Raw genomic sequence first — 19,492 nt, 5'->3', positions numbered from 1 at the left:
CGATGGAGGCCAGAGAGGTGAATTCGCCAATCAGCTGATAAAAGCCGTACGCCATCGCTAGCACGGCCACAATAGTGAGGCGGCGAGCGCGCAGCACCAAGCGGCCATAGTCACGGGCTTTGGTGTCAAACCAGCGCAGCCTGAAAAGCGCCGGGATCACTATTTCGTTCGAGATCATGATGGAGACGGCCACCGCCGCCACAATCACCATACCGGTGGCAGCAGAAAAGCCGCCGATAAAGGTAAGCAGCGTTAGCCACTGCTGGCCGGAGGCCATGGAAAGGGCGAGCACATAGGTGTCGGGCTCCACACCGCTTTCTGAAAACAGCAGCAGGCCAGCGGCGGCCAGTGGTACTACGAAAAAGGCAATCGCCAGCAAGTAAAGCGGAAACAGCCAGCGAGCCTTAGTGGCATCATCGGGATGGATGTTTTCCACCACCGCCACGTGAAACTGGCGGGGGAGACACAGGATCGCCAGCATGGCGAGCAGAGTCTGCGCCCAGAAGCTCTGGCCAAAATCCTGATTGGCGAGCTGGCGCTGAAGTTCAAGTTGACTCTCTGCGTGCCCCATCAGCTCACCCAGGCCATCGAACATGCCCCAGGTAACAAAAGCACCGAGCACGACAAAGGCCAGCAGCTTGACCAATGACTCAAACGCGACGGCGTGGATTAAACCTTCATGATGTTCAGTGGCATCGGTATGCCGGGTGCCGAATAGAATGGCAAAAATGGCCATCACCACTGCCACATAAAAGGCCGTATCGCCAAACAGTGGCGTATGGGTAACATCAGAAGCGTCGGTGAGCACGCTGAACGTGGTGGAGACTGCTTTTAGCTGTAGCGCGATGTAGGGCAGGGTGCCGACAAGGGCGACCAGACTAGCAAAGGCGGCCAGCGATTGGGTTTTGCCGTAGCGGGAGGCGATAAAGTCGGCAATGGAGGTGACGTTTTGGTGCTTGGCAACGCGGATCATCTTCGCCAGGACGGGCCAGAAGAGCAAAAACGTCAGAATAGGCCCCACGAAGATGCTGGCAAACGACCAGCCCGCGGTGGCTGCTTGGCCAACCGCGCCGTAGAAGGTCCATGACGTACAGTAGATCGCCAGCGCTAGGCTATAAATGATTGGGCGGCGCCGGCTAGCGCCGTGAGTGCGTGCACGCCGGTCGCCAAACCAGGCAATACCAAACAGCACTGCGATATAGAGCAGTGACACCGCGACCAGCAGCCCGCCATGAAACATAGTGTCTCCTCACCAATCGTACTTTTAACAGGACTTTTAACAGTACCTTTAAATAGCGCTTCTGAGCGGTACGTCTAAACAGCACGTCTAAACCGACCTTCGCCCAGCAAAGTGCTCCATTCTAGGCGAAGGGGAGGCGCTACGTCTGCCGTTCGTTGGCCAGTTGGCAAACGGTGGTCAGCAGCGGTGAGGTGTCGCGGAGTGTACGTAGCTCATTGAGATCCGCGTCCCCGGTCTCTGGGTTTAGCGGAATCAGCTCTCGGCTTGAGCAGTTGAGGATGTAGGGCTGCGTGGTGATCAGGTCCGTATGGCGGCGCTCGAACTGGTAAAGAATAAATTCGGCTACCAGATCGCCATCGACGGTTTGGGCACGTACATTCTCGCTATCCACCACACTAAAAGTGGTGGTGATCGGGAAAATAAGCGTCCAGGGTCGCCACATGTTGCTGGACGTGTCGCTGGAAATCACTTGGGCCGTTTCCGGCAGCTGCAGCTGCTTATGCTCGAACCAGTCATACTCGAACTGAACCTGATAACCCAGCATGCCCAGCCCACCAAATACCGGCACGATCCATTTGGGTAGCCGCTTACGGCTGAGTGTTCGAAGCAACAGGCCGATACCTGCCGCAGCAAGGCCTGCAAACACGGCGGCCACTAAGTGCCAAATCATACGTTTTCCTTCTGAAAAGCCATCGGGCTCCCCTAAGGAAGCCCGATGGAAGATGGTTCCGTTCGCTATTGGCCGACGGCGCAATAGGGTGGAACGATTATGACTTAGTGATCAACCGCTGCACCAGCACCTTTCGGATAGCGTACGCTTTCCACCAGGTCCTGAATTTCTTGCGGCGGCGCATCGGTGGCGTTAGAGACAACGAAGGCCACAGCGAAGTTGATCAGCGCGCCTACAGCACCAAACGAGAGCGGTGAAATGCCCAGTATCCAGTTATCTGGCGTATTGGCCAGCATGTTGGTGCCCGGAACAAAGAACCAGCCCAGGTAGGTGAAGATGTAGAGCAGGGTGCAGATCAGACCTGCCAGCATACCGGCAATTGCGCCTTTGTTGTTCATGCGCTTAGAGAAGATACCCATCATCAGCACAGGGAACAGCGAGGCACCGGCAATACCGAAGGCAAGTGCTACCGTTTGAGCGGCAAACCCAGGCGGGTTAAGGCCCAAGTAAGTTGCTAGCAGGATCGCACCGGCCATGGAGATACGTGCTGCCAGCATTTCGCCTTTTTCAGAAATTTTCGGGTTGATCATGGTTTTGATCAAGTCATGACTGATCGCTGAAGAGATCGCCAAGAGCAGACCTGCTGCAGTAGAGAGTGCCGCTGCGATACCGCCCGCTGCAATCAAGCCCACTACCCAGCTTGGCAGGTTGGCAATTTCTGGGTTCGCAAGTACCAGGATGTCGTTGTTAACTTCTAGCTCGTTGCCTTCCCAGCCGCGATCTGCAAAGTCAGCCGTGCCGTTGTAGAACTGGATGCGGCCATCTTCGTTCAGGTCGTTGTGGGTGATCAGGCCTGTCTCTTCCCAGGTGCTGAACCACTCAGGACGATCTTCATAGAGGATCGGGTTACGCGCAGCTTCTTCGTAGTTCTCCGTTTGGCCAGCCATTTCCGGATAAACAGTGGTCATCAGGTTCAAGCGTGCCATGGAGCCAACCGCCGGGGCAGTCAGGTAGAGCAGTGCGATGAACACCAGTGCCCAGCCCGCTGACCAGCGCGCATCAGCCACTTTCGGTACAGTGAAGAAGCGGATGATAACGTGGGGCAGGCCAGCAGTACCGACCATCAGCGACAGGGTGAACAGCACCATGTTCAGTTTGTTATCCACGTCTGCGGTGTAGTCTCGGAAGCCAAGTGCAGATACCACGTCATCCAGTTTTTGCAGCAGCGGCACGCCAGATTCAGTGTGCGTGCTGAACATGCCGAACATCGGGATCGGGTTGCCGGTAAGCTGCATGGCGATAAACACCGCCGGGATAGTGTAGGCGATGATCAGTACCACGTACTGAGCAACCTGCGTATACGTGATGCCTTTCATACCGCCGAAAACAGCATAAAGGAAGACGATAAACGCGGCGATCCAGATACCCCAGGTGTTGCTCACTTCTAGGAAGCGGGAGAACGCAACGCCTGCACCGGTCATCTGGCCGATAACGTAGGTCACCGAGGCTACGATCAAACACACAATCGCCACTAAACGCGCGGTGTTACTGTAGAAGCGGTCGCCGATGAAATCTGGAACGGTGAACTTGCCGAACTTACGCAGGTAAGGGGCAAGTAGCATCGCCAGGATAACGTAGCCCCCGGTCCAGCCCATCAGGAAGGTGGAGTTAGCGTAGCCGCCAGAAGCGAGCAAGCCCGCCATAGAGATAAATGATGCCGCCGACATCCAGTCGGCCGCTGTGGCCATGCCGTTGGTGATCGGGTGTACGCCGCCACCGGCGACATAGAAGTCTTTGGTGGAGCCCGCTCGCGCCCATATCGCAATCCCGATATAGAGCGCAAACGAGGCGCCAACAAACAGTAAGTTAATTGCAAACTGGCTCATGCTGGCTTACTCCCCCAGGCCGTATTTTTTGTCGAGCGCGTTCATTCTCCAGGCGTAGAAGAAGATCAGCACGATGAAGGTAAGAATCGAGCCTTGCTGAGCAAACCAGAAGCCCAGGTCCGTTCCGCCAACGGGAATGCCCGCTAGTAGCGGACGGAACAGGATGGCGCATCCATAGGAGACAAATGCCCAAACCACGAGGCATCCGAAGATTAGCCGGACGTTGGCCTTCCAGTATTCAGCAGCATTGGATTTATCGTCTGCCATTGTGTTGCTCTCCAGTTGTGATTTTTAGGGTTGGAAAGTGAACTCAAGATAGCGTTTGGTTCATCAGGGCAACCCCGCATAGAAAACCGCGCTGGGTGTTGGGCGGTAAGACAGTGTTGCCAGGCACGTCACCTTCTTATTGTTAAGCCGTCTTGTGTCGTTATTGGGTGATCGGCAAGTTATCGTCAGCGGCTTGAAGTGCGTTAGATAGGTGTCGTGCGATTACCCTGTATGACTCGTTGATAATACTGGGCAATAATTGCAAAAAATAAATCCCAGACTTTGGTATCAGGTGCTCTTTGCAAGGCAGTGAAATTGGCTATCTTGAATATAAAGCATTATTTTCATTGATTTTTCATCGATATTTAAACGCCACCTGAGAAGTGATAGGACAATGGTCTATGGCTCGGTTAAAAGTAATGTTTGCTACCTTAATAAGAGGCGTTTAGTTGGTTTAATTGTGTTTAAAAAGTCGCTACTTTAGTCGCTAAACGAACGTCGTTAAGACGTTAGCGCTATAGCAAAAAGTATAATGAATGTATTGGTTGAAAAGTAATCAAACCGTTCGTTGTCCTTCCTAATCATTGCGCTTGAGCGAGGTCACCCATGGTGGAAGTGGATCTGTCCCAGCTACCGTTTACGCTGATGGATGAGGCGGGGCGCGATCATGTTCGTCGCGGGATGGATCTTGCCTACTTTGACCGCGATGAAATTATTCTGGAGATGGGCCAGGCGGGCGAATCCGTTTTCTTGATTCATAAAGGCGAGGTCGCCGAACTTGATCCCACTCTGCCTGCTGCTAGTGCGCGCATTGGCCACTACACCGCAGGCGATTTGTTTGGCGCCATCAGTATCCTCAACGGCAAAAGCCGCTACCGCTTCCAAGCTGAACAAGAGTGCCTGTGCTATGTGATGCCTAAAGCGCTGTTTACTCAACTGTGCCGTCACTATCCACCGTTTGAGCAGTTCTTTAAGCAGTCGCTCTCACACAAAGCGCGCCTGCTCACCGAAAAACGCGCCGAAGGCGGCGTCACCATGGCGGGCTTTATGCTGGCCAAAGTGAATGAGTGTATGCGCGAGCCGCTGCTCATTGATGCCTCAAAGAGTATTCATGACGCTGTTCGACAGCTAAATGATAGTCATGCCGACAGTCTACTGGTCGCTACTGCAGGCGCCCTGGGCATGGTGACCAAAACCGATCTGCTCAATGGGTTGGTATTGGGTAACTGCACCCAGGCAACACCGGTTGAAGCGCTGGCCAACGTCTCCTTGGTCACGGTAGCTCCCGAGCAGTACCTGTTTGAAGCGCTGATTTTAATGACCCGCCATAAAGTGGCGCGGGTGGTGGTAATGGAAGGGGAGAGTGTTAAAGGCGTCGTTGAGCTAATGGACGTGTTGAGCTTCTTCTCTAGCCGTAGCTACGTGGTCAGCCTGCAGGTGGAGCAGGCCAATAGTCTGGAAGCGCTGGCGGCGGCCAGCCAGCGTACGCCGGAATTAGTGAATGCGCTGATGGCGCAGGGCGTAAAGCTGCGTTTTGCCATGGATCTGTTGGCGGCGCTGAACGGGCGCATTATGAGCAAAGCTTGGAGCTTCACAGTGCCTGAGCAGTACCACACCCAAAGCTGCTTAATGGTGATGGGCAGCGAAGGACGCGGCGAGCAGATCCTCAAAACCGATCAAGATAATGGGTTGATCTTAGCTGATGATTGCCAGTGGCCCACAGTGGCTGAGGAGATGAACACTCTAACGGAAACGCTGATCCAGCTAGGCTATCCACCTTGCCCCGGCCATATCATGGTGTCTAACCCAGAGTGGGTGGGTACGGTTTCCCAGTGGAAAAACAATATCACTAAGTGGGTCAATGCCCGAGATGGCGATAGCCTGATGAAACTAGCGATTCTATTGGACTCCCACGGCGTGGCGGGTAATCCGGCGCTACTGGACCAGGTGCGTGAAGCGCTGTTTGAGCGCTGCTCCCACGATGAACTGCTGCTCTCTTACTTTGCCCGGGCGGCACTGCGCTTCTCGACGCCGCTGACGCTATTTGGCTCGCTGAAAAAGCCCCAGCACGGTATTGATATCAAAAAAGGCGGTATTTTTCCGATAGTCCACGGTGTGCGTACGATGGCCCTTGAGCGGCGCATTAATGCGACCTCTACCTTGGACCGCTTAGATGCCTTGGCCGCCGATGGGCGGCTTGACCGCCGCTTTGCTGATGATCTAGGCGAGGCGCTGGCGCTGTTTACCGAGCTACGCCTTCGTCAGCAGCTTCAGGAGTTGGATAACGCCAACCCTAAACGCACCAATCGAGTGGTCGTTCAGGAGCTCTCTTCGCTAGAACGGGACTTGTTGCGTGAAGCCCTACACATCGTGAAAGACTTTAAGCAGCGTCTTTCCCATCGTTACCATTTGGAGTATTCGTGAGCGGAATGCGCTTGTTAGATCGACATATGACCCTGTTCAGCGGTTCACTGCGCACTCTGCTTCAGCGTGAGAGCGACCGCCGTCGCTGGGCGGACTCGCCCTATGCCTGGCTGTTTCAGCCTTATATGGGGGAAGAGGCCGTGGCCATGGCGTGTCAGGTAAGCGCCGTTCAGCCCGCTGTAATGAGTGTGGCGGCGGTGGTGCTAAGCCCGCGCCAAGTGCACACCAGCCGTACGTGGGTGGCCACCTTAGCCGCATCACCGGCGCTGGCGCCTGCTACTCTGCGACGCCATCATCAGTTGCATACCACGCACTCGCCCCGTTCTCCCGATGCTGAGTGTCTGAGTGAGCTGGCGGAGTTTATTGGCAATCGGCCGTTAGTCGGGTGGCAATTAGAGAACACCATTGAGCCGCTTAATGGGCTGTTTCGAAACGTGCTGGGATTCGGGCTACCTAACGCGCAGGTGGATATTGCCAAGCTGCACGGGCGTCAGCTACGGCGGCTGCATCCTCATATCGAAGCCAGCAGCCGCCTTGGTGATGCGCTTACCCGATGGAAACTGCCCCCGTTAACCTGGCCCAGCGTGGTCAGCGAAGCCACCGCCAGCGCGTTGCTGTATCTGCGTCTTCAGCGCGAGATAGCGTTAACCGCCTAGGGTTTGTATTGGGTAGAGCTTCGTAGTGTTGTTAGAATATGCGCTGCTCCTTCACCCATCGGCAGTGCGACGTTCATGTTACAACCTGACTACTTTGACCCCACTTCGTCAGACAGTGCGTCTGACGAGCCCCTTGTCCAGCAGCATGAGCTGCAGGATGCCAAGCAGAAGCGTGAATTCAACAAGTTGCAAAAACGCCTGCGGCGCGAAGTAGGGAACGCCATCATCGATTACAACATGATCGAAGAAGGTGACCGAGTCATGGTGTGTCTCTCTGGTGGTAAAGATAGCTATACGATGCTGGAGATTCTGCGCAACCTACAGCGCAACGCACCGGTTAATTTTTCCCTGGTAGCGGTCAATATGGATCAGAAGCAGCCAGGTTTCCCAGAACACGTGCTGCCCCAGTACCTGGATAAGCAAGGCGTGGAGTATCACATTCTGGAGCGTGATACCTACTCGGTGGTGAAGGAGAAAACCCCGGAAGGTAAAACCACCTGCGCGCTCTGCTCAAGGCTGCGGCGTGGTTCGTTGTATGGCTTTGCCGAGGAGATTGGGGCCAACAAAATTGCTTTGGGCCACCACCGGGAAGATATCCTGGAGACGCTGTTTCTCAATATGTTCTTTGGCGGCACCTTAAAAGCCATGCCACCGAAGCTGCTCTCGGATGATGGTAAAAACATCGTGATTCGCCCGCTGGCCTACTGCAAAGAGGCGGATATTGCGGAGTTTTCGAGGCTGATGGAGTTTCCGATCATTCCCTGCAACCTGTGCGGCTCTCAGCCCAATATGCAGCGCCAGGTTGTCAAAGAGATGCTGGCGGAGTGGGATAAAAAACACCCCGGCCGGTTGGAGAGTATGTTCAAAGCCGTAACCAACGTTGCCCCTTCGCAGCTTGCCGACCGTGAGCTGTTTGATTTTGCCGGTCTGGAAGCGAAGCAGGCCGCATTGATGGAAGGGCGCATTCAGGCGTTTAACGTGAGTTAACCGCCTGGGCTTCCTCTTCAGCCAGGGTGATGAGGCGCTGCATATCCAAAATATTGACCTCGCGCCCGGAGACGGCCACCACGTTTTGCTGCTGAAAGCGGCTAAGAATACGGCTAACCGTCTCCACCGCGAGGCCTAGATAGTTGCCCATATCTGCCCGTGACATGGAAAGCCGGAAGCTATAGGGGGAGTAGCCCCGGCGCCGAAAACGGTCAGAAAGCGTAATCAAAAAGCTGGCCAGCCGCTGATCGGCAGTTTTGCGTGACAGTAAGCGCATCATCCGCCGGTCGTCTCGTAGCTCCTTGCTCATGCTGCGGTAAAGCTGGCCGCGCAGTTCGGGCAGCTCCTCGGAGAGCGAGTCCAAACGGTCAAACGGAATTTCGCATACCGTGGTGGTTTCCAGGGCAATCACGGTGCCGGGGTAGTGCTCTTCGTCAATCCCATCCAGACCCACCAGCTCGCTGGGTAGAAAGAAATTGGTGAGCTGGTCGTTGCCATTCCCTTCGCTAGTCACCTGCTTCAAGCTGCCAGAGCGCACCGCGTAAACGCTGGTGAAAGGATCTCCTTGGCGAAACAGCGGCTCGCCTTTTTTCAACGGCGAGCGGCGGCGGATAATCGCATCGAACTGGCTCATATCCTCAAGCTCTAGGGCAAGCGGTAGGCACAGCGAGCTTAAGCTACAGGTTTGGCAGCGCGCCTCTTGCAGCAGTGAACGTCGTTGGCTGGCAGGATATGACATGTGGTGCTCCCTTTTTATTAGCCATCATAGGCGCAGGGGGTAGGTGTCTCAATACGCTTATAAAATCTTCGAGTAACGTTGGTTGCCCTGGTGTTGCAGGTGATTATCGAAGGCCATGGCTAAGTGCCGAATCAACAGCCGTCCGGTGGGCGTAGCTTGTAAATAGAGGCCTTGGCGCACTAGCAGGCCATCCTGCTCGGCGGTTTTCAACCGTTCAAGAGCGGTTGAAAAGTAGTCAGCGGCATTTATCTGCCAACGCTTGCCTATTGCTTCAAGGTCAATGGCCATATCGCACATTAAGCGCTCAATCACCTCTCTGCGCATTAGGTCATCCTTATTTAAGCGTAACCCTTTTACGGTCGCTAGCCTACCTTCATCTAAGGCAGCTTCATAGTGGGACAGCTGAGTGGGGTTTTGTGCGTAAACGTCGTCTACCCGAGAAATAGCCGACACCCCCAAACCAATCAAGTCGCACTGGGAATGGCTTGAGTAGCCCTGGAAGTTGCGCTGCAGCGTACCGTGGCGCTGTGCCTGAGCCAAGCTGTCCTCTGGGCGAGCAAAGTGATCCATACCAATATGTACATAGCCTGCTTGGGTCAGCATCTCAATAGTGGTACGCAAAATAGCCAGTTTTTCATCCGCGCTGGGCAGGTCGGCTTCATTAATACGCCGTTGGGGCGCAAAGCGGGTTGGCATATGGGCATAGTTAAAGACCGACAGCCGTGCCGGGCTCAGTTCAATCACTTGGCTTAGGGTATCAGCGAAGCTTTGCTCGGTTTGAAAAGGCAGGCCATAAATTAAATCGAGGTTGAGCGAGCGAAAACCAAGCCGGTGCGCTTCATCCATCAAGGTTTCAGTGAGCACCCGTGGCTGCACGCGATTAATCGCTGCCTGCACCTGTGGGTTGAGATCCTGAACGCCCAGGCTTAAGCGATTAAAGCCCAGCGACTGCAGGTGGCGCAGGGTAAAGACATCCGCTTCGCGTGGGTCAATTTCAATAGCGTAGTCGCGGTCCGGTGCGCTCGATAAGCCAAACCGTGCATCCAGGCGGTCTATTAAATCGCTCATCTGCGCCAGGGTTAAGAACGTCGGCGTGCCGCCGCCCCAATGCAGCTGCTGCACTGGCCGCTTTGTATCAAGATGCCGGGAGGTCAGCACCATTTCTCGATCCAGCCGAGACAAGTAGGGCTCGGCGAGGGCTGTATTTTTCGTGGCGATTTTATTGCACGCGCAGTAAAAACAGATTTTGCGACAAAAGGGCACGTGAACATAAAGCGAGAGCGGCTTTTGGCTGGCATTGCTGCGCTCAAGCGCCTGGGTCATATCGTCAGCGGTGAACTGGTCGTGAAACGAGAGTGCTGTAGGGTATGAGGTGTAGCGAGGGCCGCTGGTGTCGTAGCGGCGTATCAGGGCGTCATCCCAGGCGGTGGCCTCAACCGCTGCAGAAATAGGGTGAGCGAGAGCAGCAGTGGCATGAACGGGCATAAGGAGCGCTCCTAAGTAGCAGGGCAAAGCAAGAACCGACCAACATAAGCGACGAGCTTCGCAGCTCAAACGCGTGTTGGAATGCTACGTCAGCGTAGAAGGGAAAGCGTTGAGCTATATCAAGCGATAGGATGTTTGTATTGAGTATTGTCTAGAGGAGTTTGATGGGTAAGCACTTAATGCCCGGCATGGGGCATCAGCACCCAAAGCTGCCACAGGGCAAAACCGATAATCGTCAGCGCGGCAAGGCTACGGGTCGCCGGGTGACGAATTAACTGGCTGAGCTGGCGGGCGGCCAGACCCGTGGCTAACAGGGCAGGCAGCGTTCCCAGGCCGAAGGCCCCCATCAGCAGCGACCCCTGAAGAGGATCGGCGATGGCCAAGCTCCAGGCGAGCATTGAGTACACTAGCCCGCAAGGCAGCCAGCCCCACAGGGCACCGAGCGCAAAGGCTTGTGGCAGGTGAACCACGGGCATCAAGCGCCGCCCAACGGGTTCGATGACGCGCCATAGTCGACGCCCCACGGCCTCGACTTTTAACAGCCCTTTCCACCAGTTGGCGATGTACAGTGCCATCAAGATTAGCATCACCGCCGCGACGACCTGCAGCGCGATACGCGCCTGAGGTGACAGCGATACCAAGGTGCCGAGCGCGGCCACCAAGGCTCCTGCCGTCATATAGCTCAGGATACGGCCCGTGTTATAGCTGAGCAGTAATCCCCCCATGCGAGCTGGGTGGCGCATGCTGGGCGGCACGGCGAAGGTCAGGGCGCTCATGATGCCGCCGCACATGCCAATGCAGTGAGCACCGCCCATCAGGCCAAACACAAACGCCGCCATCAACGGCGGCAGGTCAAGTCCGGTAGGGTTCATGGCGGTGGCTCGCGATCGCGGGGTGGCTTAGCGGCTTTTTTGCGTTCGGCGCGCTGCTCGGGGGTGAAGTCGTTCTCATCATCATCGAACAGGATGCGGTGAGCGGGGCCTTCTAAGTCGTCGAACTGGTCATTCTTCACGGCCCAGAAGAACGCCCACACTGCCAGCCCCAACAGAATCAGCGACAGCGGAATCAGTAGATAGAGAATCGTCATACGGTCACCGGTGTGGCTGGGGCTACCTGGGGGGCAGGTGAGGTGCGCCAGCGCGTGAGGCGTAGCGCATTACCCACGACGACCAATGAGCTTAACGACATACCAATGGCGGCCAGCCAGGGCGGTACCAGCCCCATCGCGGCCAGGGGAAGCGCAGAGAAGTTATAGCAAACCGACCAAATCATATTTTGGCGCATGATGCGCCGAGCGGCGCTGGCAATCTCGATGGCCTCGAAAATACGCATTAAGCGTGGGCTGAGCAAGACCGCATCGGCCCGAGTGCGTGCCAAGTCGGTGGCGCCATTCATGGCAATGGCCACATCGGCACCGGCGAGCACCGGTACATCGTTAATGCCGTCGCCAATCATGACCACACGTTCGCCCTGCGCCTGCAGCTCACGCAGCCGCTCCAGCTTACCCTCTGGTGATTTGCCCGCGTGCCAGGTGGTGATGTTGAGCTGCTCGGCTAAGCTCTCTACGGCTTCCTGCGTATCGCCTGACAGTAACTCAACGTTAAGCCCTCTGGCCTGCAGGGCGGCTACGGTTTGCGCAGCATCTTCACGGATACCGTCGTGGAGCTTAAACCAGGCCCGCGGGGCGCTATCTTCACTCAGCAGCAGCCACTGCCCGGCGCTGGGCGGCGTGAGTGGCTCGGTCGTTGCAAAATTGGGCTTGCCCAAGCGCCACGTTGCGCCGTTAAGCACGCCTTCTAGCCCGCTGCCGGTGACGCTTTTCACCTGACGCGCCTGCAGTGTGGCATCGCGGAACGGGCGAAACGCGCGGGCAATGGGATGCTCGGAGTGGGCTTCCAGCGCGGCGGCAATGGCCCGTAGCTGTTCGCTACTTTGCTCGTTTAACGGGCAGGTTTGGGTGAGCTGCATCTCGCCACGGGTGAGCGTACCGGTTTTGTCAAAAATCACCCGCGTGACGTTAGAAAGCGATTCGATGGCATCGGCGCGGGTGATCAGCACGCCACGCTGGCGCAGTTGCCCATGCCCTGCTGTCAGTGCCGTTGGGGTGGCGAGTGCCAGAGCGCAGGGGCAGGTCACTACTAGAACGGAGAGCAGCACCCAAAGCATGCGGGAAGGGTCGATAAACCACCACGCCACGGTCACGCAAGCGGTGACCACCAGCAGGCGCAGTACAAACAGGTGCGCCATGCGCGCCGCCATTTGCGCCAAACGTGGGCGGCTGGCAAAGGCGCGGTCGGTTAAATCCACAATGCCCGCCACGCGTGCATTGTTGCCTGCATGAGTAACCCGCACCGTGAGTGAGTTTTCCATGTTTTGGCTGCCACCTACCACCTGTTCGCCCACTCGGCGGGTGACGGGCAGGTACTCGCCGGTCAGCATCGACTCGTCCAGGCTAGACTCGCCATCTTCGATAATACCGTCGGCGGGGACGCCATGGCCGGGCTTGATAAGTACGCGGTCGCCTGGGGCAAGCTCGCTAGCGGGCAGAATGCGTTCGCTGCCGTCGGCTTCCAGCCGGGTAGCAGAGACCGGTAGCACGCCACTAAGCGCATTGCCGCTATGGCCGCTGCGTCGCCTAGCGCGCCCTTCCACGTAGCGGCCAAACAGTAGGAAGAAAGTGAACATGGCGACGGAGTCAAAATAGACCTCACCCACGTTAAACAGCACCGCGTAGCTACTGGCGAGATAAGCCCCACCAATCGCCAGTGAGACGGGAACATCCATGCCTAGCACGCCCGTTTTTAGGTCGCGCAGGGCGTTACGGAAGAATGGCTGCGCTGAAAAGAACACCACCGGCGTTGCCAGAGCGAACGAGAGCCAGTGAAACAGCGCAAAGAAGTCTTCACTGAGTTCCCCAGGCCCCGACACATAAATGGGGATGGAGAACATCATCACCTGCATCATCCCGACCGCCGCCACTATTAAGCGGCGCACATTCATGCGCTCTTCATGCTGCAGCCGCGTCTGGGCTTGGTCGGGTTCATAGGGCTGAGCATCGTAACCAATCGCGGCAAGTTCAGCGAATAGCTGCGATAGCTTTACTACGTTTGGGTCCCAGGAAACCCGCAGGCGGTGATGGGTCAGATTCACCGCGCTGGAGACAACGCCTTCAAGCGCGTTCAATCGGTGCTCGATAAGCCAGGCGCAGGCGGCACAGGTAATCCCTTCTACGGCAAGCGTTGCCCTAACGTGGCCCTCATCGCCATCCGGATGAACAAACTGCGCCTGTAGCCCAGGATCGTCGAAGACTGACCAAGTATCCGCTTTTGCAGCCTGACGCTCATCGGGGCGCTCGGGCAGTTCGGTACGGTAGCGGTAGTAGCTCTCTAATCCGCCGTCGACAATGGCGTGGGCCACGGCTTCGCAGCCGGGGCAGCATAAAGAGTGGGACGTGTCATCAATGGCGATACGCCACGGTGCCCCGTCGGGCACCGGGCTTCCGCAGTGGTAGCAGCTTAGCGCTTTAGTGCTCATTCGCTCTCTGACCGCCCTCCGGGCAGAAGGGCAACGCTCGCTTCATTGGGGAAGCGGGCTTCGCCGATCAGGCGCCACTCGGCGTCATCGCCTTGCACGGGCTGAATCTGTAGGTACCAGCGGTAGCGCAAATTATCCGGCCCCTGAGTGATATAGCGGCCTTCGCGCACGTGTTCTAGTACGAAGGATTGATCACGGTCATCTTCGGTGGGGAAGATGAGGTCCAAATAGAGTTTATCCGGACGAGCATCGCCAGCAAGATCGATCACAATATCGCTAGTCAGTGGGTCGATGCGCAGGTCGGCGCTCAAATTGAGTTCGCGCGCGCGCTCCTGCTTCGCCAGCACCATGTTAATAGCTTTACCGTGCTCGTAGTAATCCTCCTGGACCACCATGCCGTCGTAGCTCTTGATCGACATGATGGCGAAGCCAGTACTAAATAGGATGGACGAAAACAGCAGCCCTAGTAAAAACCACGGCCAAAACTGTTTGTACCAGGGCGGAATCGAGGTGTCTGACATGACGCATTTATCTCCTAATGTCGCTCAAGAACCGCGCTTCGCGGGTCTGGCGAATTTGCTCATCTTGCTGCGCCTGCAGCGTAAACGTAATAGCGTGGCTGGGCTCGCTTAACGACGCTGGGTCGGCCAGTACGGTAATCACCTGAATGCGTGATTCACCCGCAGGTACACGCAGCGAGGTGTTATCCAACTGCAGATTAGGTAAGCCTGACGCGCTAATATCATAGGTGTGATCTTGGGAGTCCAGGTTGCGCACAGTCAGGCTGTAGACGTTGCTGATCTGCCCTTCACGGGTCATTTGGTAGAGCTGAGTACGCTCGCGCTCAGCGTCAAAGCTCATCGGGGTACGGTCATTAACTGCCCAGGCAAAAGTCGCCATCATCACCACCAAAGCAACGAAATAGCCAATCAAGCGCGGGCGAAGAATATGACTTTTCTTGCCTTCCAGCGCGTTTTCAGTGGTGTAGCGAATAAGTCCTCTGGGGTAGCCCATTTTATCCATCACGCTGTCGCAGGCATCGATGCAAGCGGCGCATGTGATGCACTCGTATTGCAGGCCGTCGCGTATATCAATGCCGGTGGGGCAGACCTGCACACAGAGTTCGCAGTCGATACAGTCTCCCAAACCCGCTTCTCGCGCTTGCGTATGGCTAAGTGATTTCTTACGTCTACCACGTGGCTCGCCTCGCGCTTCGTCGTAAGAGACGATTAGCGTATCGCGATCAAACATGACCGACTGGAAGCGGGCGTAGGGGCACATATAAATACATACCTGCTCACGCAGCCAGCCTGCGTTGAGGTAGGTAAAGACTAAAAAGAACCCAACCCAAAAATAGGACCAGCCGTGGGCTTCTAGAGTGGGAAGCTCCATGACAAGTTCACGAATCGGCGTAAAGTAGCCTACAAACGTCACACCGGTTGCCAGAGCGATCAGCAGCCAAGCGGTATGCTTCGCGCCCTTACGCCAGGCTTTATTGGCATTCATCGGTTGGTTGTCTAGCTTTATGCGCTGGTTGCGCGAGCCTTCGATCCGGTGTTCAAGCCAGATAAAGAGAAATGTCCAAACACTTTGCGGACAGGTGTAGCCGCACCATACCCGCCCCGCAAAAACGGTAATAAAAAATAGCCCAAAGGCGCAAATAATCAGCAGCCACGACAGAAGAACAAACTCTTGAGGGTAAAACGTGGCGGCAAAGATATGAAATTCTCGGCCCGGTAAGTCAAACCACACCGCAGGGCGGTCGCCCCAGTTTAACCAGGGCAGCAGAAAGAACCCCATCATCAGCGCCCAGTTAGCGCTGCGCCGTACCTTTTGAAACAGCCCTTTGATTTCTCGTACATAGATGTGTCGCCGTTTGGCATACATCTCTTGAGTAGTTGTTTCACCAGGCGTGTGATGCCCAACGGTTGGCGGCGTAATATCGTGGCTAGGTATTTTTTCCATGGCGGTGATCGCAGCTCAATAGGCAGGAGTGGGCGGCAGCATGGCTAGCGTAACGTTAACCCTGCGACCTAGATCTCGTCGCTATATGCCGAGTCGCTAAACACAAATTGCTAAACAATAGTGTAACGGATAGGCGGATGGCTGAGCGGCCACTAGATGTAGAAAGGGTGCGGTATGTAACCGCACCCCTTCATACACCTTGGTGTTACACGCCTACCAACGGGATTAGTCGTTGAAACGTAGGCTGTAAACGTAGGCCGCTACGAGGTGAACACGCTCTTCACCAATGTAGGCTGCCTGGGCAGGCATGTGGCCATTACGACCGTTACGCAGCGTTTGGCGGATGGAGTCGTCAACGCCCTGGCCGGGTGCTAGGTAGAGCCACACGTCGTCGGTCAGGTTAGGCGCACCAAGTGCGATATTGCCTGTTCCGCTGGGGGTGTGACACGCCGCACACGCTGCCAGGAAGGTGCTTTCACCGCTGGCGGCACGCTCTGCATCATGCTCTTCACCGGACAGCGACAGGACATACTGGGTCAGATCCTCGATGTTGTTATCACCGAGCTGCTGCCAAGACGGCATCAAACCGTTACGACCGTTGTTCAGAGTGGTCAGAATGTTTTCCGGTTCACCGCCGTAGAGCCAGTCGTCGTCGGTCAGGTTCGGGAAGCCGTAACCACCCTGGGCGTTAGAACCATGACACACGGCACAGTTGTTCAGGAAGATACGTTCAGCCACTTGCATGGCTTCCGGGTCCTGCGCCAAGTCAGGAATCGGTACTTCCTGATACTGAGCAAAAATCGGCGTAAAGCGATCTTCGGCGTCGGCCACTTCCTCTTCCCACTGGCTCTCCTGGGACCAGCCCAGTATGCCTGCGTAGTTACCCAGGCCTGGGTAGAGCACCAGATAGCCAAGGGCAAATACGACGGTCAGGATAAAGAGCTTAAACCACCACTGCGGAAGCGGGTTGTCATACTCTTCAATGCCGTCAGCCGCGTGGCCAGTGGTTTCGATATTGCCCTCAGCATCTGGGGTTTTGTCGGTCCGGCGGTTGGCTAGCAAAATCCAAACGCTCAGAGCGATCGTGCCCAGCGTGACGACAATAATCCAGGCGCTCCAGAAGCTGGATAGGGAGTCACCCCATAAATTATTCATCTATTCTTATCTCCCCTGTCGTGGCGGGAATCCGCTTCGTGTTCTGTCGAAGCATGCTTGTCACGGGTCGGTTGCTTATCTTCTTCATCGGCGAAGGGCAGGTTAGCCGCTTCGTCAAAGTCTGGTTTGCGACGCTTGGAGTAGGCCCAAAAAAAGATGCCTATAAAAGCGAAGATCAAAATCAGCGTGATAAGGCCGCGGAAAGTTCCCGTATCCATAACTTAACGTGTGCCCTCGAGCACGGTTCCTAGCTGCTGCAAGTAGGCCACCAGGGCGGTGATTTCCTGGGTGCCGCGTACATCAGCGGTAGCAGTGGCGATATCTTCATCGGTATAGGGCACGCCTAGCTGACGCAGGGTACGCATTTTATCCGGTGTTGCTTCGCCGTCGAGGGTGTTCTCAAACAGCCAGGGGTAGGCTGGCATGATCGACTCTGGCACTACGTCGCGCGGATTGTACAGGTGTGCACGGTGCCAGTCGTCGCTGTAACGACCACCAACACGCGCCAAGTCAGGCCCGGTACGCTTGGAGCCCCACAAGAAGTTGTGCTCATACACCTGCTCGCCCGCTACGTTGTAGTGGCCGTAGCGCTCGGTTTCTGCGCGGAAGGGGCGCACCATCTGGGAGTGGCAGCCTACACAGCCTTCACGACGGTAAATGTCACGCCCTTCAAGCTCCAGGGCGGTTAAGGGGTGTAGCCCCTCAACTGGCTCGGTAGTCTGCTTTTGAAAGAACAGCGGTACCACTTCGGCCAAGCCACCGAAGCTGATCACAACCAGGATCAACACGGCGAGTAGGCCAACGTTCTTTTCAACAATCTCGTGTTTCATTGGTCTTAGCTTCCCCGGTTTAAGCGGCTTGCGGCGCAGTGAGGCCGATGGCTTCGCGACGCTTCACGGTCATGTACACGTTGAACGCCATAATCAGCATGCCGGTTACCCAGAAAAGGCCGCCAATCATGCGGACAATGTAGCCGGGGCCGCTGGCTTCAACAGACTCCACGAAGGTGTACATCAGCGTGCCGTCAGCGTTGATTGCACGCCACATCAGGCCTTGCATGATGCCGTTGACCCACATCGCAGCGATGTACAGTACGGTGCCGATTGTTGCCAGCCAGAAGTGAACAGCAATCAGGTTAACGGAGTACATTTCGGTACGGCCAAAAACACGCGGGATCAGGTGGTACATAGAGCCGATGGTGATCATGGCTACCCAGCCAAGTGCGCCAGCGTGTACGTGCCCAATGGTCCAGTCGGTGTAGTGCGACAGCGCGTTGACGGTCTTGATCGCCATCATCGGGCCTTCAAAGGTCGACATGCCGTAGAACGACAGAGCTACTACCAGGAAGCGCAGCGTTGGGTCGGTGCGCAGCTTATGCCAAGCGCCTGACAGGGTCATCATGCCGTTGATCATGCCACCCCAGGAAGGTGCCAGCAGAATGATCGACATAATCATACCCAGTGACTGCGCCCAGTTGGGCAGCGCGGTGTAGTGCAGGTGGTGAGGACCTGCCCACATGTAGATCATGATCAACGCCCAGAAGTGGACGATAGACAGACGGTAGGAGTAGATCGGACGCTCTGCCTGCTTCGGTACGAAGTAGTACATCATGCCCAAGAAACCTGCGGTCAAGAAGAAACCGACCGCATTATGGCCATACCACCACTGCACCATGGCGTCGACAGCACCTGCGTAAATCGAGGTGGAGTACATAGGCGTGACGGGAATTGCGGCGTTATTAACAATGTGCAGAACGCCAACGGTCAGAATAAACGCAGCAAAGAACCAGTTCGCCACATAAATGTGCGACGTGGTGCGTTTCTTAATCGTCATTAAGAAAACGATCGCATAGCTGATCCATACTACCGCCAGCAGTATATTGATCGGCCACTCAAGCTCTGCGTACTCTTTAGTAGTGGTGTAGCCCAGCGGCAACGTTACTACTGCAGACAGGATGACCGCTTGCCACCCCCAAAAGGTGAACGCTGCGAGCTTGTCAGAGAACAGCCGTGTCTGACAGGTCCGCTGTACGACGTAGTAGGACGTCGCAAAAAGCGCTGAGCCACCAAAGGCGAAGATAACGGCGTTAGTATGTAACGGACGCAGGCGCCCGAAGCTAGTCCAAGGTAGGCCGAGGTTCAGCTGCGGCCAGACCAGTTGGGAGGCAAGGATAACGCCAAGCGTCATACCTACGATGCCCCACACAACGGTCATAATCGCGAACTGCCGAACCACCTTGTAATTGTAGGTCGGGTGTTCCAATGCTGTGCTCATTTCATGTTCCCATCGAACGCGGTTAGGGGGTAACCCGTGGCATTTTGCACGGGTGCGGCCACCCGCTTGATGATGCAGGTCAAGATCCGGCCTAGATTCTATCGCAGCCGCGCCCTAAGCTGAACACGCCAATGGATGTAACGCTGAATTATTAGGAGGGCTGAGTGTCCTATTACGCTGATCTTGGGTTTGAGGTCATCACCCCAGAGG

The 19,492-nt window shown here is 56.0% G+C and carries 17 protein-coding genes and 1 pseudogene; 3 read left to right on the top strand and 15 right to left on the bottom strand.

Going from position 1 to position 19,492, the window contains the following annotated elements:
- From BIS10_RS10495 to BIS10_RS10480, 4 genes and pseudogenes are all read right to left on the bottom strand, one after another.
- Positions 1 to 1,240, bottom strand: a pseudogene (locus tag BIS10_RS10495) (hybrid sensor histidine kinase/response regulator); the annotation flags it as partial.
- Between the two features lie 139 nt (positions 1,241 to 1,379).
- Complete coding sequence (locus tag BIS10_RS10490) at positions 1,380 to 1,910, bottom strand: hypothetical protein (protein ID WP_253505096.1); 531 nt, start codon at positions 1,908 to 1,910, stop codon at positions 1,380 to 1,382.
- 104 nt (positions 1,911 to 2,014) lie between these two features.
- Positions 2,015 to 3,796: a sodium:solute symporter family protein gene (locus BIS10_RS10485; protein WP_253505093.1), complete on the bottom strand. Its 1,782-nt coding sequence runs from the start codon at positions 3,794 to 3,796 to the stop codon at positions 2,015 to 2,017.
- Positions 3,797 to 3,802: 6 nt separating this feature from the next.
- Positions 3,803 to 4,063 (bottom strand): DUF4212 domain-containing protein, encoded by a 261-nt coding sequence (locus BIS10_RS10480; RefSeq protein WP_054641318.1) that lies wholly within the window; start codon positions 4,061 to 4,063, stop codon positions 3,803 to 3,805.
- A 606-nt stretch (positions 4,064 to 4,669) separates the two neighbouring features.
- On the opposite strand from BIS10_RS10480, the gene BIS10_RS10475 reads away from it, so the two are divergent.
- The 3 genes from BIS10_RS10475 to ttcA all read left to right on the top strand — a co-directional run bounded on the left by BIS10_RS10475 (position 4,670) and on the right by ttcA (position 8,130).
- Positions 4,670 to 6,487, top strand: a complete 1,818-nt coding sequence (locus BIS10_RS10475; RefSeq protein WP_253505089.1) for a putative nucleotidyltransferase substrate binding domain-containing protein — start codon at positions 4,670 to 4,672, stop codon at positions 6,485 to 6,487.
- Positions 6,488 to 6,492: 5 nt separating this feature from the next.
- Positions 6,493 to 7,143 (top strand): DNA polymerase III subunit epsilon, encoded by a 651-nt coding sequence (locus BIS10_RS10470; RefSeq protein ID WP_253505099.1) that lies wholly within the window; start codon positions 6,493 to 6,495, stop codon positions 7,141 to 7,143.
- Positions 7,144 to 7,218: 75 nt separating this feature from the next.
- Positions 7,219 to 8,130, top strand: coding sequence for a tRNA 2-thiocytidine(32) synthetase TtcA (gene ttcA, locus BIS10_RS10465; RefSeq protein ID WP_253505086.1), 912 nt, complete (start codon positions 7,219 to 7,221; stop codon positions 8,128 to 8,130).
- Here ttcA and fnr read toward each other — a convergent pair.
- From fnr to ccoN, 11 genes are all read right to left on the bottom strand, one after another.
- Positions 8,117 to 8,869: a fumarate/nitrate reduction transcriptional regulator Fnr gene (gene fnr, locus BIS10_RS10460; RefSeq protein WP_253505083.1), complete on the bottom strand. Its 753-nt coding sequence runs from the start codon at positions 8,867 to 8,869 to the stop codon at positions 8,117 to 8,119. The two genes, ttcA and fnr, sit on opposite strands and share 14 nt — an antisense overlap.
- Before the next feature lie 57 nt (positions 8,870 to 8,926).
- Positions 8,927 to 10,354 carry an oxygen-independent coproporphyrinogen III oxidase gene (hemN, locus tag BIS10_RS10455; RefSeq protein WP_253505081.1) on the bottom strand — a complete coding sequence of 476 codons (1,428 nt, stop codon included), beginning with the start codon at positions 10,352 to 10,354 and terminating at the stop codon, positions 8,927 to 8,929.
- A gap of 176 nt (positions 10,355 to 10,530) precedes the next feature.
- Complete coding sequence (locus tag BIS10_RS10450) at positions 10,531 to 11,226, bottom strand: sulfite exporter TauE/SafE family protein (RefSeq protein WP_253505078.1); 696 nt, start codon at positions 11,224 to 11,226, stop codon at positions 10,531 to 10,533.
- Positions 11,223 to 11,441 carry a cbb3-type cytochrome oxidase assembly protein CcoS gene (gene ccoS / locus BIS10_RS10445; protein ID WP_172514835.1) on the bottom strand — a complete coding sequence of 73 codons (219 nt, stop codon included), beginning with the start codon at positions 11,439 to 11,441 and terminating at the stop codon, positions 11,223 to 11,225. The genes BIS10_RS10450 and ccoS overlap by 4 nt, the downstream gene beginning before the upstream one ends.
- Positions 11,438 to 13,888: a heavy metal translocating P-type ATPase gene (locus BIS10_RS10440; RefSeq protein ID WP_253505074.1), complete on the bottom strand. Its 2,451-nt coding sequence runs from the start codon at positions 13,886 to 13,888 to the stop codon at positions 11,438 to 11,440. The genes ccoS and BIS10_RS10440 overlap by 4 nt, the downstream gene beginning before the upstream one ends.
- Positions 13,885 to 14,409: a FixH family protein gene (locus BIS10_RS10435; RefSeq protein WP_137093292.1), complete on the bottom strand. Its 525-nt coding sequence runs from the start codon at positions 14,407 to 14,409 to the stop codon at positions 13,885 to 13,887. Before BIS10_RS10435 ends, BIS10_RS10440 begins: the two co-directional genes overlap by 4 nt.
- Positions 14,410 to 14,416: 7 nt before the next feature.
- Positions 14,417 to 15,853 carry a cytochrome c oxidase accessory protein CcoG gene (ccoG, locus tag BIS10_RS10430; RefSeq protein WP_253505071.1) on the bottom strand — a complete coding sequence of 479 codons (1,437 nt, stop codon included), beginning with the start codon at positions 15,851 to 15,853 and terminating at the stop codon, positions 14,417 to 14,419.
- 225 nt (positions 15,854 to 16,078) lie between these two features.
- A complete protein-coding gene (gene ccoP, locus BIS10_RS10425) occupies positions 16,079 to 17,008 on the bottom strand; it encodes a cytochrome-c oxidase, cbb3-type subunit III (protein ID WP_253505068.1) in 930 nt (309 codons plus the stop codon).
- Entirely contained in the window at positions 17,005 to 17,226 is a 222-nt protein-coding gene (locus tag BIS10_RS10420) for a cbb3-type cytochrome c oxidase subunit 3 (RefSeq protein ID WP_253505064.1), read from the bottom strand. Before BIS10_RS10420 ends, ccoP begins: the two co-directional genes overlap by 4 nt.
- Before the next feature lie 3 nt (positions 17,227 to 17,229).
- Positions 17,230 to 17,838 (bottom strand): cytochrome-c oxidase, cbb3-type subunit II, encoded by a 609-nt coding sequence (ccoO, locus tag BIS10_RS10415; protein WP_253505061.1) that lies wholly within the window; start codon positions 17,836 to 17,838, stop codon positions 17,230 to 17,232.
- Positions 17,839 to 17,857: 19 nt separating this feature from the next.
- Positions 17,858 to 19,282, bottom strand: a complete 1,425-nt coding sequence (ccoN, locus tag BIS10_RS10410) for a cytochrome-c oxidase, cbb3-type subunit I (protein ID WP_253505058.1) — start codon at positions 19,280 to 19,282, stop codon at positions 17,858 to 17,860.
- Positions 19,283 to 19,492 lie beyond the last annotated feature (210 nt).

Source organism: Halomonas sp. 707B3, from assembly GCF_024158645.1.
Classification (GTDB): domain Bacteria; phylum Pseudomonadota; class Gammaproteobacteria; order Pseudomonadales; family Halomonadaceae; genus Vreelandella; species Vreelandella lionensis.
Note: the sequence above shows the minus strand (reverse complement) of the source record. Positions and strands in the feature narration are given on the sequence as shown.

Bases quoted from the DNA above. Each gene is read 5' to 3' on its own strand.
- ccoS (WP_172514835.1), bottom strand. From the start codon at position 11,441: ATGACGATTCTCTATCTACTGATTCCGCTGTCGCTGATTCTGTTGGGG.
- BIS10_RS10485 (WP_253505093.1), bottom strand. From the start codon at position 3,796: ATGAGCCAGTTTGCAATTAACTTACTGTTTGTTGGCGCCTCGTTTGCG.
- ccoP (WP_253505068.1), bottom strand. From the start codon at position 17,008: ATGAATAATTTATGGGGTGACTCCCTATCCAGCTTCTGGAGCGCCTGG.
- BIS10_RS10490 (WP_253505096.1), bottom strand. From the start codon at position 1,910: ATGATTTGGCACTTAGTGGCCGCCGTGTTTGCAGGCCTTGCTGCGGCA.
- hemN (WP_253505081.1), bottom strand. From the start codon at position 10,354: ATGCCCGTTCATGCCACTGCTGCTCTCGCTCACCCTATTTCTGCAGCG.
- BIS10_RS10450 (WP_253505078.1), bottom strand. From the start codon at position 11,226: ATGAACCCTACCGGACTTGACCTGCCGCCGTTGATGGCGGCGTTTGTG.
- ccoO (WP_253505061.1), bottom strand. From the start codon at position 17,838: ATGAAACACGAGATTGTTGAAAAGAACGTTGGCCTACTCGCCGTGTTG.
- ccoG (WP_253505071.1), bottom strand. From the start codon at position 15,853: ATGGAAAAAATACCTAGCCACGATATTACGCCGCCAACCGTTGGGCAT.
- BIS10_RS10475 (WP_253505089.1), top strand. From the start codon at position 4,670: ATGGTGGAAGTGGATCTGTCCCAGCTACCGTTTACGCTGATGGATGAG.
- ttcA (WP_253505086.1), top strand. From the start codon at position 7,219: ATGTTACAACCTGACTACTTTGACCCCACTTCGTCAGACAGTGCGTCT.
- BIS10_RS10420 (WP_253505064.1), bottom strand. From the start codon at position 17,226: ATGGATACGGGAACTTTCCGCGGCCTTATCACGCTGATTTTGATCTTC.
- BIS10_RS10470 (WP_253505099.1), top strand. From the start codon at position 6,493: ATGCGCTTGTTAGATCGACATATGACCCTGTTCAGCGGTTCACTGCGC.
- BIS10_RS10435 (WP_137093292.1), bottom strand. From the start codon at position 14,409: ATGTCAGACACCTCGATTCCGCCCTGGTACAAACAGTTTTGGCCGTGG.
- BIS10_RS10480 (WP_054641318.1), bottom strand. From the start codon at position 4,063: ATGGCAGACGATAAATCCAATGCTGCTGAATACTGGAAGGCCAACGTC.
- fnr (WP_253505083.1), bottom strand. From the start codon at position 8,869: ATGTCATATCCTGCCAGCCAACGACGTTCACTGCTGCAAGAGGCGCGC.
- ccoN (WP_253505058.1), bottom strand. From the start codon at position 19,282: ATGAGCACAGCATTGGAACACCCGACCTACAATTACAAGGTGGTTCGG.
- BIS10_RS10440 (WP_253505074.1), bottom strand. From the start codon at position 13,888: ATGAGCACTAAAGCGCTAAGCTGCTACCACTGCGGAAGCCCGGTGCCC.